We start from the raw sequence: 15,705 nt of genomic DNA on the forward strand, positions 1-15,705 counted from the left end.
TCAGTCCGCCAGCAGCTGGTCGAGTTCGTCGGCGGCGCGGGCCAGGGCGCTGCGGGTCGGGTCGTGCGGGCCGGTGGGGCGGGGCGCGCGGCCGGACGGGGGGCGGTGGGCGCGGGCGGCTCCGGTGAGGCGGTCGAGGGAGCGCAGGACGCGGTCGATGACCTCCGGCTCGGGTTCCCGGCCGCCGTACCGGAGTTGGGCGGCGTAGGCGGCGACCGCGCCGGACAGCCGCTCCAGGGCGGCGGTGGCGGGCAGCCACTGCTCGGCGAGCCGGTCGGCGGGCGGCGGCTCGGCGAGGCCGAGTTCGACCTGCCGGCGGGCGTCGGCGAGGGCCCGGTACGCGGTGCGGCGCAGCCACACCTCGGCGACGGGCTCGACGCGGACCACCGCGGCCAGGTAGGCGCGGACGGTGGTGGCGGCGGTGACGATGCCGGGCTCGATCCGGTGCGGCGGGCGCTCCGGCCACAGCAGGTAGCCGAAGACCAGCACGATGGCGCTGGCCAGCGTGGTGTCCAGCATCCGCGGCCAGAACTCGGCGGCGCCGCTCTCCCCGCCGAGCTGCACCAGGATCAGCGCGACCGGCGTCATCACGGCGGTGTTCAGCCCGTAGTGCGCGGCCGTCGAGTACGGCAGCAGCGCCACGCACAGCGAGACCACCACGCTCAGCGCCCGGGCGTCGGTGGTCAGGGCCAGCAGGACGGCGGTGACGGCGATCCCGAGCACGGTGCCCAGGGCCCGGCTGACGGCCCGCTGGAACACCGAGCCGAGATCCGGCTTCAGGACGAACGCGACCGTCATCGGCACCCAGTAACTGCGGCTCAGCGTCAGCCCGTTGACGGCCGCCTCGGCGACCGCCACGCACAGCGCGACCCGCAGGCCGTAGCGCACCGAGCCGCGCGACAGCAGCCGGGCCCGCAGCCGCCACGGGTCGGGCGGCGGCGGGCGGCGGTGTCCAGCGGCGCCCAGCGGCCGGAGACGGTGTCGGCGGCGGCCCGCAGCGCGGTGTCGAAGGCCGTCCGGGACGGGGTGTCCGGCTGCCAGCCCGGGTAGTCGGGGGCGGGGCCGCCGGTGATCTGCCGGGCCAGCGCGGCCGGGAACGCCGCGACCTCGGGCGGCACCGGACGCCACGCCCAGAGCAGCCCGGCGGCGGCCTCGGTGGTGCCGAGCGCGGCCTCGTAGGAGCGGCGCAGCCAGCGCAGCCGCTCGGACTCGGGGCGGCCGGGGCGGGACGGCGGCAGCAGGTCCTGCATCTGGTTGAGGCGGCCGGTCAGCACCCGGCGGGCCGCCGCCCCGTCCGGGGTGCCGAGTGCGGCGAGCATGCCGCCGAGCGCCCGGTAGACGTCGGCGAGGGCGACGGTGCGCGGGTCGGTCCGGACGTCGGTGCGGTAGCGCAGGCCGAGCAGCAGGACCAGGGCCGCGCCGCACGGCATCATCGCGGGCGCCGTCCACCACGGGTGCGGCAGCGCCATGCCGCCGCCCAGCGAGGCCGACACCAGCAGCAGCATTCCGGCCGCCGAGCCGCGCGGGCCGGTCGCGGAGAGCGCGCCGCCGACGAAGCCGACCAGGGTCAGCGCCAGGCCGATCTCCAGGCCGCCGGCGCCCCGGTACTGGAGTTCGGCGCCGATCAGCATGCCGGTGGTGGAGGCGGCGAGCGCCAGCGCGATCCGCGGGGCGCGCAGCCGCAGCGGCTCCACCCGGTCGTTCATGGTGGCGTGCATCGCGCCGAGGGCGGCGAACACCCCCAGGTCGAGCCGGCCGAACAGCAGTCCGGCGAGCAGCGGCACGGCCATCCCGACCGCGGCCCGCACGGTCTGCCGCCACGGCACCGGGGGTCGGGCCGGCCGCAGGGCCAGCGCCCACCAGGCGGAACGGTCACCGGAAGCACGACTGCGGCCGGGGGCTGACACGGAATCACGCGCCTTTGCTGCACGAGAGGTTCGCGGCTGCTGGGCGACATTGCACGGCAGATCGGGTCTTCTCGGGCAGTTTAGCCCCCGGACCTGGGCACGACCGATTTCCCATGGGGTCCGCGGAGCATGTAATGTCTTCCTCGTCGCAAGGGGAACCGCGAGGAACCCGGAGCAACAAGCCCCTATAGCTCAGTCGGTAGAGCGTCTCCATGGTAAGGAGAAGGTCTGCGGTTCGATTCCGCATGGGGGCTCAGCAGACGAAGGCCCCGCCACTCGGCGGGGCCTTCGGCGTTCCCGGGGGCCGCCGACTCTCCGCCAATCCCGCACCGGCCCGGTACGTACCCTGGCGGCCCGCGCACGAATGCGCTGTGATGGTGCGTCTGTCGGCCGGACCGGGGGAGGGGGCGGGATGAGCGCACGGCTCGTGGTGGCGGACGACCACCGACTGATGGCCGAGGCGCTGGGCACCGCCCTGCAGCAGCGCGGGCACCGGGTGCTGGGCGTGGGGTCGCCGTGCGGCGCGGTGCTGGACCTGGTGGCCGGGCGCCGGCCGGAGGTCTGCCTGCTCGGGACGGCCGCCGGGCCGGACGACCCGTTCGACGCGCTGCGCCGGCTGCGCCGGGAGCGGCCGGAGATCGCCGTGGTGGTGCTGGGGCCGCTGGGCGCGCCGGGGCGGGTCGCCGCCGCGTTCGCCGCCGGGGCGGCGGGCTACGTGCGCAGCGACGAGCGGATCGACGTGGTGGACCGGGCGATCGCCCGGGTCCGGGCCGGGGAGGCCGCGGTGGCGGTGGACGTGCTGCGCGCCGCGTTCGAGCACCTGCTGTGGCCGGTGGCGGAGCCCGACGACGAGGCGGTGCGGCTGCTGCGGCTGCTGACCCGCCGGGAGGTGCAGGTGCTGTCGCGGATCGCCGACGGCGAGGACACCGCCGCGATCGCCGCGGCGATGCGGATCGCCCCGTCCACGGCCCGGACGCACGTCCAGCGGGTGCTGACCAAGCTCGGCGCGCGGTCCCGCCTGGAGGCCGCCGCACTGGCCGCCCGGACCGGCCTGCTCGACCAACTGGCGTGAGCGGCGCGGCCGTTCAGTGCGCGGCATAGGCGGACGGCGGGACGCCGACGGTGCGGGTGAAGGCTGGCGATGCCCGCGGCGACGGTCGGTGCGCCGGCCGTGACGGACCTGACGGTGCACGGCCGGGACCTGGCCGGGCCGCCGGCCTGCCGTACGAGCCGGCGCCCGAGGCGGTCGCGGCGGTGGGGCCGCTGACCGCGCGGATGGCGCCCGACGGGCGGGCGAGGGGCATGTTCGCGGAGCCGGTCGCCCACGCCGGGGACGACCCGTTCGAGGCGGCGCCGGCGCTCAGCGCCGCGACCCGCGCTGGTCGGCCCGGCCGGGCGGCCGACCCGGGTGGCCTATGCTCCGGAGCGAGGAACACCCGAGTGTTGCGGAGGTCTAGGGCATGAGCAAGTACCTGGTCACGGGCGGAGCCGGCTACGTGGGCAGCGTGGTGGCGGCGCACCTGCTGGAGGCGGGCCACCGGGTGACGGTGCTGGACGACCTGTCGACGGGCTTCGCGGAGGGCGTGCCGGACGGCGCCGAGTTCGTCCGCGGCCGGATCCAGGACGCCGCCGACGTGCTCGACGCGTCCTTCGACGGGGTGCTGCACTTCGCGGCGTCCTCGCAGGTCGGCGAGTCGGTCGCGGACCCGGAGAAGTACTGGCGCAACAACGTCGCCGGTTCGCTCGAACTGGTGTCGGCGATGCGCAAGGCCGGCGTCCGCAAGCTGGTGTTCTCCTCCACCGCGGCGGTGTACGGCGAGCCGGAGGAGGTGCCGATCAAGGAGACCGCGCGCACCTCGCCGACCAACGCCTACGGCGCCACCAAGCTGGCCGTGGACCACCTGATCACCTCCGAGGCGATCGCCCACGGCCTGGCCGCGGTCAGCCTGCGGTACTTCAACGTGGCCGGGGCGTACGGCCGTTACGGCGAGCGGCACGAGCCGGAGTCGCACCTGATCCCGCTGGTGTTCCAGGCGGCGCTCGGGCAGCGCCCGCACATCGCGGTGTTCGGCGAGGACTACCCGACGCCGGACGGCACCTGCATCCGCGACTACATCCACATCGCCGACCTGGCCGCCGCGCACCTGCTCGCGCTGGACGCCGCCAAGCCCGGCGAGCACCTGATCTGCAACCTCGGCAACGGCACCGGCTTCTCGGTGCGCGAGGTGATCGAGTCGGTCAAGCGGGTCACCGGCCGGGAGATCCCGGTGCAGCTGGCCGGCCGCCGGCCCGGCGACCCGGCGGTGCTGGTGGCCGCCGCCGACCGCGCCCGGGAGGCCCTCGGCTGGACGCCGCAGCACTCCGACCTCGACCGGATCGTCGCCGACGCCTGGGAGTTCACCCTCGCCCACCGCGCCTGACCTGCCCCGCTCGGGGCCCGGCTCCGACCCCCGAAGTCCCTGCGTACAGGAACTTCACCAAATCCCCACGCCGTGCGGGCGGCCGCCCGTACGCTGAGTGAGGCACCGGTGGGGGTCGGGCCACGAGCAGGGGGGCAGGACGATGGGGCGGATACGCGTCCTGGTGGTCGACGGCCACCGCATTTTCGCCGAGGCGCTCGCCACGGCACTCGCCGCCGAGCCCGACGTCGACGTCGGGGCGGCCGGCAGTGCCGCCGCGGCCGAACGCGCACTCGACCGGGCGGCCGCCGAACGCCGCCCGTACGACGTGCTGCTGGTCGACGCCGACCTCCCCGCCGTCCCGCCGACGCCCGCCCGCAGCGGCGTCCCGCAGCCCCGCCACGCCCCCGTCGCGGCCCAACCTCGCCCCGCCGTCGGGCAGTTGACGCCGCCGCAGGCCTTCGGGCCGGCAGTCAGGCCGCCCGCCGACGGGCCCGGCCGCCGGGCGACGGCATCGCCCTGGTCGGCCGGGCCTGCCGCACCCACCCGACGCTGCGCGCCGTGGTGCTGGCCGCCGCCGACGACCCGCAGCGGGCCGTCCGCGCCCTCCAGGCCGGCGCCAACGGCTGGGTGGCCAGGGAGAGTTCGCTCGGCGCGCTGATGGCCGTGGTGCGCGGCGTGCTCCGCGACGAGACCCACCTGCCGCCCGCCCTGCTGACCGGTGTGGTCCGCGAACTCACCTCCGCCCGGCGGGACCGCTCGGAGAGCGAACGCCTGGTCGCCGCGCTCACCCCTCGCGAGGAGGAGGTGCTCCGCTGCATGGTCGCCGGCCTGGGCAGACAGGCGGTGGCCGAGCGGCTGTTCCTCTCCCCGCACACCGTCCGCACCCACATGCAGAACGTCCTCGGCAAGTTGGGGGTGCACTCCACCCTCGCGGCGGTCGCGGTCGCCCGACGGGCCGGGATCACCCCCTCGGAACCACCCGGGCCGCCCGCCGTGCCCGCCCCCGTCCCTCCGCCGACCGTCGCCTCGACCGCAGGCCCCGGCGCGGGCTGAACGAGCCCCGCCCTTCCCGCAGGTGTCCACTCCGTGAGTCAGCGAGACCGGAGGTCTGATGTCGCCGAACCGCACTTCCGCACGCCCGCAGGCGGCCCGCGCCCGCATCCCCGAGCAGCGGCCCGACCCGTCCGGGCTGCGCACCCTGGTCGTCGGGCCGGCGCGGCCGGCACGGCGCTGGTCCGCGACCTGGACCGGACCCCGGAGTTCGGGCTCACCCCCGTCGGGGTGCTCGACGACGACCCCGCCAAGGCCGGCCGGGACGTCTCCGGCAGCCCCGTCCTCGGTCCGCTCGCCGAGCTCACCGCGCTCGCCCTGGCGCACCGCGCCCAGGTGGTCGTCCTCGCCATCCCCGGCCTGCCGCACCAGCGGGTCCGGGAACTCGCCACCGCCGCGGCCGCCGCCGGCGCGGCCGTCCGCTACCTGCCGTCCTTCCTGTCCGCGCTGCGCCGCGAGGTGGTCGGCTCCGACCTGCGCACCCTCGACGTCAACCGGCTGATCGGCCGGCACGAGGTGCACGTCGTGTCGCCCGACGTCCGCACCGTGATCGAGGGCCGCCGGGTCCTGGTGACCGGCGCCGGCGGCTCCATCGGCAGCGAACTCTGCCGCCAGGTCCAGGCGTTCGGGCCGGCCGCGCTCTACATGCTCGACCACGACGAGTCCAACCTGCACCGCCTCCAGCTCGACATCTGGGGCGAGGCGCTGCTCACCGACGAGTCCCTGGTCATCGCCGACATCCGGGACCGCCCCCGGATCCAGCAGATCTTCCGCGACCTGCGCCCCGACGTGGTCTTCCACGCCGCCGCGCACAAGCACCTGCCGCTGCTGGAGCGCCACCCCAGCGAGGCCGTCAAGTCCAACGTCCTCGGCACCGACCACCTGGTCGAGGCCGCACTCGCCACCGGCGTCGAACGCTTCGTCCTGATCTCCACCGACAAGGCCGCGGACCCCACCTCCGTCCTCGGCGCGAGCAAGCGCCTCGCCGAGCTGATCGTCCAGGCGAACGCGCGGGACGCCCGCAACCTCGGCACCGGCGTCTTCGCGGCCGTCCGCTTCGGCAACGTGCTCGGCTCGCGCGGCTCGCTGCTCTCCGTGCTGGAGGAACAACTCCGCAGCGGCGGCCCCGTGACGGTCACCCACCCCGACGTCACCCGCTTCTTCATGACCATCGAGGAGGCCGTCGGCCTCGTCCTGGAGGCCGGACGGATGGCCGAGGGCGGCGAGGTCTTCGTCCTCGACATGGGCGAACCGGTGCGGATCGTGGACCTGGTCCACAACTTCGCCGAACAGGTCCAGCTGGACGCGGACGAGGTCGAGATCAAGTACACCGGGCTGCGGGCCGGGGAGAAGCTCAACGAGGCGCTGTTCTCCGACGCGGAGGAACGACTGGCCACGGCGCACCCGCGGATCTACGCGACGGCCGCGGAGAACGCGACCGGCGTCGAGGACCTGGCCGGGGGGCTCACCTCGCTCTACACGGCGGCGACGACGAACGCGGATCCGGTCGTCCGCGACTGCCTGGCGGCGCTGCTCCCCGGCTACAAGAGCGCCCCGGACCGGCCTCCGGCGCTCGCCACGCCCTACCCGGACGGTTTTTAGCCTCTGGGGGCTCGGGGACGGCGAGGCCGGGTCTGCGGGACGGTCGAACCTTGCGATGCGGTCGTGCTGCTTCGGGCGTCTTGAGGTGCCGGGAGACCGGAAACCACCAGCCCCTATTGTCCGGCGCGGTCGAAGGGGATGACCAACTGGCGGAGGAGGGTGGCGAGTTCGGTGCGCTGGGCGGGGGCCAGTTGGGCGAGGATCTCGCGTTCGTGGGCGAGGAGGCCGGCCAGGGCCTGGTCGGCCTTGTCGCGGCCGGCGTCGGTGAGCCGGACCAGGACGCCGCGGCGGTCGTCGGGGTCGGGGAGGCGGACGACCAGGCCCTTTGTGGTGAGGCGGTCGATCCGGTTGGTCATGGTGCCCGAGGTGACCAGGGTCTGGGTGAGGAGCTGGCCGGGGGAGAGCTGGTAGGGGTCGCCCGCCCGGCGCAGTGCGGTGAGGACGTCGAATTCCCAGGGTTCGAGGCCGTGCTCGGCGAAGGCGATCCGGCGGGCGCGGTCCAGGTGGCGGGCGAGGCGGCTCACCCGACTGAGGACCTCAAGGGGTTCCACGTCGAGGTCGGGGCGCTCTCGGCGCCATGCTGCGACCAGGCGGTCGACCTCGTCCTCCATGACGATCAGTGTATCGGGGGTTGTGTCGATGTGAAGTCTCTTGACATCAAGAGATAACAAAGGAACGCTCGGCGTCCGAAAGATATCTTGATGTCGAGATACCTCTGGAGGTCCGCCATGTCCGCCGACTGGGACGCCAAGCAGTACCTGCGCTACGCCGAGGAGCGCATCCGGCCGCTCAACGAACTGCTCGCCCGGGTGCCCGAACTCCCGCCCCGGCCCACCGTGCTGGACCTCGGCTGCGGCCCCGGCAACTCCACCGCCGTGCTCCGCCGGCGCTGGCCGGAGGCCCGGCTGCTCGGCCTGGACACCTCGCCCGCCCTGCTGGAGACCGCCCGCACCACCGGCGAGCCCCGCGCGGAGTACCGGCTGCAGGACGTCACCGCCTACGACCCGGCGCCCGAGCGGCCCGACCTGATCGCCTCCAACGCCGCCCTGCACTGGATGGACACCCCGACCGCCGACCACCTCGCCCTGCTGCCGCGCTGGGCGGCGGCGCTGCGCCCCGGCGGGGTGATCGCGTTCCAGCTGCCCGGCAACTTCGCGGCGCCCAGCCACACGCTGCTCGCCGAACTGCGGCACGGCGCCCGCTGGCGGGAGCGGCTGGGCACCGTCCGCCCGGACGCGTCCTGCCACGCCCCGGCCCGGTACCTGGAGGCGCTGATGGCCGCAGGCTGCACCGCGGACGTCTGGGAGACCACGTACCTGACGGTCCTCCAGGGCCCGGACCCGGTGCTGGAGTGGGTCAAGGGCAGCGCGCTGCGGCCGGTGCTGGAGCGGCTGCCGGACCCGGCCGAGCAGCGGGAGTTCCTGGCGGACTACGGGGCGCTGCTGCGCGAGGCGTACCCGGCGACGGAGCACGGCACGGTGTTCCCGTTCCGGCGGGTCTTCGCGGTGGCCGTCAGGAACTGAGCCGCCGGACGGAGGAACTGATGCGGCGTCACTTGGCGCCCGGCAGGGCGGGGTGGCGGCCGAGCACCACCACGCCGAAGACGATCGCGGCCAGCCCGGCGGCCTGCCAGGCCAGCGCGCCGGGGGTGATCCGGACCCGGTCGCCGAGGAAGCCGACCGCGCAGGCGATGCCGGCCAGCGGCTGGGCGGCGGTGAGCGCGGGCAGGGACATCCGCAGCGGCGCCGCCTCGAACGCGGACTGCACCAGCAGCAGGCCGACCACGCCGATGCCGATCACCGTGTACGGCTGCCAGGAGACGAACGCGGCGGTGACGCCGTCCTCGTCGATCAGGTCGAAGGTGGCGCGGGTCAGGGCGTCCTGCAGCCCGTAGAGCAGGCCGGCGGCCAGTGCCAGCAGGGTGGCCTCCTCGAACAGCGGGAGGTGGCGGGCCACCGAGACCAGCAGCAGGGCGAGGCCGGAGACGGTGCCGAAGACCAGCCAGTGCCGGAGCGGTCCGGCGCCGGGGCCGCCGCCCTGCGGCTGCCCGGCGGCGATGAACGCGGTGACGCCGAGGGCGATCATGGCGACGCCGATCCAGCCGGAGCGGCCCAGCCGGGTGCCGGTGATCCGGCGGGCCAGCAGCATCGCCCAGACCAGGTTGGTGGCCAGCAGCGGTTCGACCAGGGTGACCTCGCCCTGGCTGAGCGCCAGGGCGGACAGCGCCTGACCCGCGATCATGAAGCCGATGCCGAGCAGCCAGTCGGGCATCCGCATCAGGTCGAGCAGCAGCCGCCAGCGCAGCAGGTCGCCGCTGGGGGCGCGCTGGGCGGCGTGCTGCTGCAGGACGAAGCCGAGTCCGAGGCAGCAGGCCGCGCCGAGGGCCAGCAGGAAGACCGCCAACGGGTTCCCCTGTCGTGCGTGTCGGCCCGGTGGCCCCGGTGGCGGGGCCGGGCCGGTCAGTTCTTGCGGTCGCCGACCAGCGTCGGGTGCCGCTCCAGGCCCTCCAGGCCGTGCCAGGCGAGGTTGACCAGGTGGGCGGCGACCTCCGCCTTGGCGGGCTTGCGCACTTCCAGCCACCACTGGCCGGTCAGCGCCACCATGCCGACCAGCATCTGCGAGTACATCGGCGCCAGCCTGGCGTCGAAGCCCCGGGACTTGAACTCCAGGCCGAGGATGTCCTCGACCTGGGTGGCGATGTCGCTGATCAGCGAGGCGAACGAGCCGGTGGACTGGGCCACCGGGGAGTCCCGGACCAGGATCTTGAAGCCGTCGGTGGAGGTGTCGATGTAGTCCATCAACGCGAACGCGGCCTGCTCCAGCAGCTCCCGGGAGTGCCCGCCGGTGAGCGCGCCGGTGACCATGTCCAGCAGGAGCTGCATCTCGCGGTCGACGACCACCGCGTACAGGCCCTCCTTGCCGCCGAAGTGCTCGTAGACGACGGGCTTGGAGACCCCGGCGCGTTCGGCGATCTCCTCCACCGAGGTGCCGTCGTAGCCGCGTTCGGCGAAGACCGACCGGCCGATCTCCAGCAGCTGCTCGCGCCGCTGCTTGCCGGTCATCCGCACCCGGCCGCTCGTCTTGCCCCCGCCGCGCCGCGAAGGCTGCTGATGGCCGCCGCTGTCTCCGTTGGTCCCGTTCACCCCTCCATCATGCTGTAGGCGCTGCCTCATGCGGCGCGGCGGGCGGCGATCCGCTCCGCACCCGGCCAGCGGACGTCGGTGGCCCAGCCCGCCCGCTCGAACCAGCGGATCACCCGCGCCGAGGAGTCGACCTGGCCGCGCAGCACGCCGTGCCGGGCCGAGGTCGGGTCGGCGTGGTGCAGGTTGTGCCAGGACTCGCCGCAGGACAGCACCGCCAGCCACCACACGTTGCCGGACTTGTCCCGGGACCTGAAGGGGCGTGAACCGACCGCGTGACAGATCGAGTTGATCGACCAGGTGACGTGGTGCAGCAGTGCGACCCGGACCAGCGAGCCCCAGAAGAAGGCGGACAGCGCACCCTGCCAGCTCCAGGTGGCCAGGCCGCCGATCAGCGGCGGCAGGCCCAGCGACAGCGTGGTCCACAGCCAGAACAGCCGGGAGATGCGCCTTATGGCCGGGTCGCGGACCAGGTCCGGCGCGTACTTGAGCTGCGGGGTCTGCTCCTCGTCGAACATCCAGCCCATGTGCGCCCACCACAGGCCCTTGAGCAGGGCGGGCAGGGACTCGCCGTAGCGCCACGGGGAGTGCGGGTCGCCGTCCTTGTCGGAGAACCGGTGGTGCTTGCGGTGGTCGGCGACCCAGCGCACCAGCGGGCCCTCGACGGCGAGCGAGCCGAGCACGGCGAGGCCCAGCCGCAGCGCCCGGTTGGCCTTGAACGCGCCGTGGGTGAAGTAGCGGTGGTAGCCGACGGTGATGCCGTGGCAGGTGAGGAAGTACATGCCGACGGCGAGGCCGGCGTCCAGCCAGGACAGCCCCCGGCCCCAGGCCACCGGGACGGCGGCCAGCAGCGCCAGGAACGGCACCGCGATGAACAGGGCGAGGGTGGCCCGTTCCAGGGCGCCCTGTTTCTCGCCGCCCCTGGTGGCGGACAGTCGGGGGATGAGGTCCTCGGCGGCGCTCGGCGGCGCCTGCCCGGCCTGGATGGTCATGGCGCGTCCCGGGGGAGGAGGGTGGTGCCAGCGGATACCTACGATTCCGTAACCTACGGCATCGTAGGTAGCGGACAGGGGCAAGCGGAAGGCCCGTGCGCGGACGTGTCGCGGAGTTCGCCGGCCCGCTTCCCGGCGGACGGCCGCCGTGGGGCGGGGCGCCGTCCGCGTGCTTCGCCGGAAGGTGGTGGAGCTACGGGCCGTCAACCCGTAGGCTGTGCTGGGCGCGGCCACCGCGCTTTTCCGCCGTGGTGTAATGGCAGCACAGGGCCCTTTGGAGGCCTTTGTCTGGGTTCGAATCCTAGCGGCGGAGCCCCTTCCGACCGTTTCGGTCGTTTTCCGCCCACCCCGCCTCGGTATTCTCGGTGCACCCTCACCCCGCATCGACCGAGGAGTCTCCCCGCGTGAGTGCAAACCAGCCCGCAGCCGTGATCGTGCTCGCCGCCGGGGGCGGAACCCGGATGAAGTCCAAGGCCCTGCCGAAGGTGCTGCACGAGATCTGCGGCCGCTCCCTGGTGGGCCACGCGGTGTCCGCCGCCCAGGAACTGACGCCCGGTCAGCTGCTCGTGGTGATCGGCCACCTGCGCGAACTGGTGCAGGCGCACCTGGCCGAGCACTACCCGGCGGCCCGCCCGGTCGTCCAGGCCGAGCAGAACGGCACCGGCCACGCCGTGCGCACCGCGCTCCAGGCGCTGGCCGCCGACGGCGTGGAGCTGGACGGCACCGTGCTGGTCACCACCGGCGACGCCCCGCTGCTCACCGGCGGCACGCTGTCCGCGCTGGCCGCCGCGCACGCCGAGCAGGGCAACGGCGTCACCGTGCTGACCGCGCTGGTCCCGGACGCCACCGGCTACGGCCGGATCCTGCGCGGCGCGGACGGCGCGGTCGCCGCGATCGTCGAGCACAAGGACGCGAGCGCCGAGCAGCTGGAGATCCGCGAGATCAACTCCGGGGTGTTCGCGTTCGACGCCAAGCTGCTGGCGCACGCGCTGTCGCTGGTCGGCACCGACAACGCGCAGGGCGAGGAGTACCTGACCGACACCCTGGAGATCCTGCGCCGCGAGGGCCACCGGGTGGGCGCGGTGGTGGCCGCCGACCACCGCGAGATCGTCGGCATCAACGACCGGGTGCAGCTGGCCGAGGCCCGCCGGCTGCTCAACGACCGGCTGCTGGAGCGCGCCATGCGGGCCGGCGTGACGGTGGTCGACCCGGCCTCCACCTGGCTGGACGTCCAGGTGACCTACGAGCCGGACGCGCTGGTGCACCCCGGCACCCAGCTGTGCGGCGCGACCCACCTCGGCGAGGGCTGCGAGGTCGGCCCGCACAGCACGCTGACCGACACGAAGGTCGGCGCGGGCGCCCGTGTGAGCAACACCACGGCGGACCGCGCCGAGGTCGGCCCGGAGGCGTCGGTCGGCCCGTACGCGTACCTGCGGCCGGGCACCGTGCTGGCCCGGAAGGCGAAGGTCGGCACCTACGTGGAGATCAAGAACTCGGAGCTCGGCGAGGGCGCGAAGGTCCCGCACCTGTCGTACATCGGGGACGCGACGATCGGCGAGGGCACGAATGTGGGTGCGGCGTCGGTCACAGTGAACTACGACGGCGTGAACAAGCACCGGACGGTCATCGGGGCCCACTGCCGCACGGGTTCCGACAACATGTTCATCGCCCCGGTGACGGTGGGTGACGGCGCCTACACGGCCGCCGGATCCGTGATCACCAACGACGTTCCGGCCGGTTCGCTGGGCGTCGCGCGGGCCCAGCAGCGCAACATCGCAGGCTGGGTTGAGCGGAAGCGGCCCGGTTCGGCGTCCGCCCGCGCGGCTGCCGAGGCGGCCGGGACGGAGTAGCCGGAGGGGGCGGCCGGGGATCTTGAGGAGTGGTCCCCGGCCGTCGGCCGCGGTCCGGGGCGCGTAACCTGAAGTACATACGTGCGCCATCGGGCCTGCTGGGCCGTGCCTCGGCGTACTCACCCTGAGTGGCAAATACACGAGGAGACGGTGCAGTGAGCGGGATCACGACCTCCGGCGAGAAGAAGCTGAAACTCTTCTCCGGTCGAGCCCACCCGGAACTTGCCGAGGAGGTCGCCCGCGCGCTGGGCACCGAACTCGTCCCGACCAAGGCCCTGGACTTCGCCAACGGCGAGATCTACGTCCGCTTCCTGGACTCCGCCCGCGGCGCCGACTGCTTCGTGATCCAGAGCCACACGGCTCCGATCAACCAGTGGATCATGGAGCAGCTGATCATGATCGACGCGCTGAAGCGCGCGTCGGCCCGCAGCATCACCGCGATCCTCCCGTTCTACGGCTACGCCCGGCAGGACAAGAAGCACCTCGGCCGCGAGCCCATCTCGGCCCGCCTGATCGCCGACCTGCTGCGCCAGGCCGGTGCCGACCGCCTGATGGCCGTCGACCTGCACACCGCGCAGATCCAGGGCTTCTTCGACGGCCCGGTGGACCACCTGTTCGCGCTGCCGATGCTGGCCGACTACGTGGGCGACCGGGTCGCCGACCGGTCCAAGCTGACCATCGTCTCGCCGGACGCCGGCCGCGTGAAGGTCGCCGACCAGTGGTGCGACCGCCTGGGCGCCCCGCTGGCGATCATCCACAAGCGCCGCGACATGTCGCAGGCCAACACCATCCTCTCCGCCGAGGTGGTCGGTGACGTCCGCGGCCGCACCTGCGTGCTGGTCGACGACATGATCGACACCGCCGGCACCATCTGCGCCGCCGCCGACGCGCTGTTCGACGCCGGCGCCGCCGACGTCATCGTGGCCGCCACCCACGGCGTGCTCTCCGGCCCGGCCGCGGACCGCCTGAAGAACTCCCGGGTCAGCGAGTTCGTGTTCACCAACACGCTGCCCACCCCGGCCCAGCTCCAGCTCGACAAGATCACCACGCTGTCGATCGCCCCGTCGATCGCCGCCGCCGTGCGCGAGGTCTTCGAGGACGGCTCGGTCACCAGCCTGTTCGAGGGCGTGCACTGATCCCGCGCGTCCGGCGGGGGAACTGATCCCTCGTCAGACCCTTGATCGGCCCTCGGTTCCGCCCCGGAACCGGGGGCCGATTTCACGTCCGCGCCACCGCCCGGTTAGGCTGGGGAGACTGCTCGGCGAGGGATGCCCAATTTCTGGTGCTCCGTGATCGACGCGCGAGAACGATGCGCTTTGATCGAACCGCCGAGTGTCCCCCCAAAACGTACTTGAGGGTGTGGCCCGGCGGTTCTGTCGTTCCTGCACCCCTGCGCATTTCCGAGGAGTGCAGTCGTGTCCGAGATCCGCATCGCCGCTGAGTCCCGCACCGAGTTCGGCAAGGGTGCCGCCCGTCGCGCCCGCCGCGCCGGCTTCGTCCCCGGTGTCGTCTACGGCCACGGCCACACCCCGGTTCACCTGAACCTGCCGAGCCACGACCTGATGATGGCCCTGAAGACCCCGAACGCCCTGCTGGTCGTTCCGATCGAGGGCAAGGACGAGTACGTCCTGCCGAAGGCCGTCCAGCGCGAGGCCATCAAGCGCACCATCGAGCACGTCGACCTGCTGCTGGTCAAGCGCGGCGAGAAGGTCACCGTCGAGATCCCGGTCCACACCGAGGGCGAGCTGGCCCCCGGCGGCAACCTGATCGAGAACGTGCTGAACGCCCTCCCGATCGAGGCCGAGGCCACCCACCTGCCCGAGTCGGTCACCGTCTCCGTCGAGGGCCTGGAGGCCGGCGCCTCCATCACCGCCGGCGACATCGCCCTGCCGGCCGGCGTCTCCCTGGCCGTCGAGGCCGACGCCGTCGTCCTCCAGGTCATCGGCGCCCAGGCCCCCGAGGCCACCGAGGAAGAGGCCGCCGAGGGCGCCGACGAGGCTGCCGTCGAGGCCTGATCCTCGCGATCTTCGCAGTACCGCTGCCCCGGCCGCTCCCGCTCTCTTCTGCGGGCGGCCGGGGCAGCGGCGTGTCCGGGATGATGGACGACGCAACGACACCCGCGTGAGGAGCGGCATGAGCGAGTACGACGGCCCCTGGCTGGTGGTGGGCCTCGGCAACCCCGGCGACGGCTACGCCCGCAACCGGCACAACATCGGCTTCATGGTGGTCGACCTGCTGGCCCAGCGGATGGGCGCCAAGTTCAAGGCCCACAAGAGCCGCGCCCAGGTCGCCGAAGGACGCCTCTCCGGCAAGCGCGCGATCCTGGCCAAGCCGATGAGCTTCATGAACCTCTCGGGCGGGCCGGTCACCGCGCTGCGCGACTTCTACAAGGTGCCGGCCTCGGCGATCGTCGCCGTCCACGACGAACTCGACCTCGACTACTCGGCGCTGCGGCTCAAGCTCGGCGGCGGCGACAACGGCCACAACGGCCTGAAGTCCATCACCAAGTCGCTCGGCCCCGACTACCACCGGGTGCGCTGCGGCATCGGCCGCCCGCCCGGCCGGATGGAGGTCGCCGACTTCGTGCTCAAGGACTTCTCGTCCACCGAGCGCAAGGACCTGGACTGGTTCGTGGACCGCTCCGCCGACGCCGTCGAGGCCCTGCTCGCCGACGGCCTCGAACGCGCGCAGCAGAACTACAACTCCTGACCGGCCACGACCACCCTCCGTGCACAACGTTCATGCAACGCTTGCCCCGTGGA

General features: G+C 73.6%; 14 protein-coding genes, 2 tRNA genes and 1 pseudogene. 11 read left to right on the top strand and 6 right to left on the bottom strand.

All coding sequences use genetic code 11. From position 1 onward, the window contains the following. Positions 1–888 (bottom strand): FUSC family protein, encoded by an 888-nt coding sequence (locus tag KCH_RS37665; protein WP_051653319.1) that lies wholly within the window; start codon positions 886–888, stop codon positions 1–3. Continuing rightward, entirely contained in the window at positions 825–1,808 is a 984-nt protein-coding gene (locus KCH_RS42640) for a hypothetical protein (protein WP_167574095.1), read from the bottom strand. The genes KCH_RS37665 and KCH_RS42640 overlap by 64 nt, the downstream gene beginning before the upstream one ends. Before the next feature lie 280 nt (positions 1,809–2,088). On the opposite strand from KCH_RS42640, the gene KCH_RS21735 reads away from it, so the two are divergent. The 5 genes and pseudogenes from KCH_RS21735 (at position 2,089) to KCH_RS21755 (ending at position 6,961) form a co-directional block, all read left to right on the top strand. Beyond that, positions 2,089–2,161: transfer RNA gene (locus KCH_RS21735), tRNA-Thr, on the top strand. 158 nt (positions 2,162–2,319) lie between these two features. Next, positions 2,320–2,979: a LuxR C-terminal-related transcriptional regulator gene (locus KCH_RS21740; RefSeq protein WP_035865341.1), complete on the top strand. Its 660-nt coding sequence runs from the start codon at positions 2,320–2,322 to the stop codon at positions 2,977–2,979. Positions 2,980–3,367: 388 nt separating this feature from the next. Beyond that, positions 3,368–4,327 carry a UDP-glucose 4-epimerase GalE gene (gene galE, locus KCH_RS21745; protein WP_035865343.1) on the top strand — a complete coding sequence of 320 codons (960 nt, stop codon included), beginning with the start codon at positions 3,368–3,370 and terminating at the stop codon, positions 4,325–4,327. A gap of 142 nt (positions 4,328–4,469) precedes the next feature. Then, positions 4,470–5,362, top strand: a pseudogene (locus KCH_RS39930) (LuxR C-terminal-related transcriptional regulator). A 33-nt stretch (positions 5,363–5,395) separates the two neighbouring features. Further along, complete coding sequence (locus KCH_RS21755) at positions 5,396–6,961, top strand: polysaccharide biosynthesis protein (RefSeq protein WP_084223833.1); 1,566 nt, start codon at positions 5,396–5,398, stop codon at positions 6,959–6,961. A 113-nt stretch (positions 6,962–7,074) separates the two neighbouring features. On the opposite strand, the gene KCH_RS21760 is transcribed toward KCH_RS21755, so the two are convergent. Next, complete coding sequence (locus KCH_RS21760; protein ID WP_035865345.1) at positions 7,075–7,572, bottom strand: MarR family winged helix-turn-helix transcriptional regulator; 498 nt, start codon at positions 7,570–7,572, stop codon at positions 7,075–7,077. 90 nt (positions 7,573–7,662) lie between these two features. On the opposite strand from KCH_RS21760, the gene KCH_RS21765 reads away from it, so the two are divergent. Beyond that, positions 7,663–8,484 (top strand): methyltransferase domain-containing protein, encoded by an 822-nt coding sequence (locus KCH_RS21765; RefSeq protein ID WP_244305393.1) that lies wholly within the window; start codon positions 7,663–7,665, stop codon positions 8,482–8,484. Positions 8,485–8,512: 28 nt separating this feature from the next. On the opposite strand, the gene KCH_RS21770 is transcribed toward KCH_RS21765, so the two are convergent. From KCH_RS21770 to KCH_RS21780, 3 genes are read right to left on the bottom strand one after another with little or no spacing between them, the layout of a single operon-like run. Beyond that, positions 8,513–9,364 carry a DMT family transporter gene (locus KCH_RS21770; RefSeq protein WP_035865350.1) on the bottom strand — a complete coding sequence of 284 codons (852 nt, stop codon included), beginning with the start codon at positions 9,362–9,364 and terminating at the stop codon, positions 8,513–8,515. 56 nt (positions 9,365–9,420) lie between these two features. Beyond that, complete coding sequence (locus KCH_RS21775) at positions 9,421–10,134, bottom strand: TetR/AcrR family transcriptional regulator (RefSeq protein ID WP_063750173.1); 714 nt, start codon at positions 10,132–10,134, stop codon at positions 9,421–9,423. After that, positions 10,131–11,093, bottom strand: coding sequence for an acyl-CoA desaturase (locus KCH_RS21780; RefSeq protein ID WP_035865352.1), 963 nt, complete (start codon positions 11,091–11,093; stop codon positions 10,131–10,133). Before KCH_RS21780 ends, KCH_RS21775 begins: the two co-directional genes overlap by 4 nt. A 242-nt stretch (positions 11,094–11,335) precedes the next feature. Between KCH_RS21780 and KCH_RS21785 the strand changes: the two genes are divergently transcribed. The 5 genes from KCH_RS21785 (at position 11,336) to pth (ending at position 15,652) form a co-directional block, all read left to right on the top strand. Beyond that, positions 11,336–11,406 (top strand) — tRNA-Gln (locus tag KCH_RS21785). Positions 11,407–11,497: 91 nt separating this feature from the next. Next, positions 11,498–12,943 carry a bifunctional UDP-N-acetylglucosamine diphosphorylase/glucosamine-1-phosphate N-acetyltransferase GlmU gene (gene glmU / locus KCH_RS21790; RefSeq protein WP_035865355.1) on the top strand — a complete coding sequence of 482 codons (1,446 nt, stop codon included), beginning with the start codon at positions 11,498–11,500 and terminating at the stop codon, positions 12,941–12,943. A gap of 155 nt (positions 12,944–13,098) precedes the next feature. Further along, positions 13,099–14,079, top strand: a complete 981-nt coding sequence (locus KCH_RS21795) for a ribose-phosphate diphosphokinase (RefSeq protein WP_035865357.1) — start codon at positions 13,099–13,101, stop codon at positions 14,077–14,079. A 279-nt stretch (positions 14,080–14,358) separates the two neighbouring features. Continuing rightward, entirely contained in the window at positions 14,359–14,958 is a 600-nt protein-coding gene (locus KCH_RS21800; protein ID WP_035865360.1) for a 50S ribosomal protein L25/general stress protein Ctc, read from the top strand. A 118-nt stretch (positions 14,959–15,076) separates the two neighbouring features. Continuing rightward, complete coding sequence (pth, locus tag KCH_RS21805; protein ID WP_035865364.1) at positions 15,077–15,652, top strand: aminoacyl-tRNA hydrolase; 576 nt, start codon at positions 15,077–15,079, stop codon at positions 15,650–15,652. Positions 15,653–15,705: the final 53 nt, after the last annotated feature.

This window comes from Kitasatospora cheerisanensis KCTC 2395 (assembly GCF_000696185.1).
Lineage (GTDB): Bacteria > Actinomycetota > Actinomycetes > Streptomycetales > Streptomycetaceae > Kitasatospora > Kitasatospora cheerisanensis.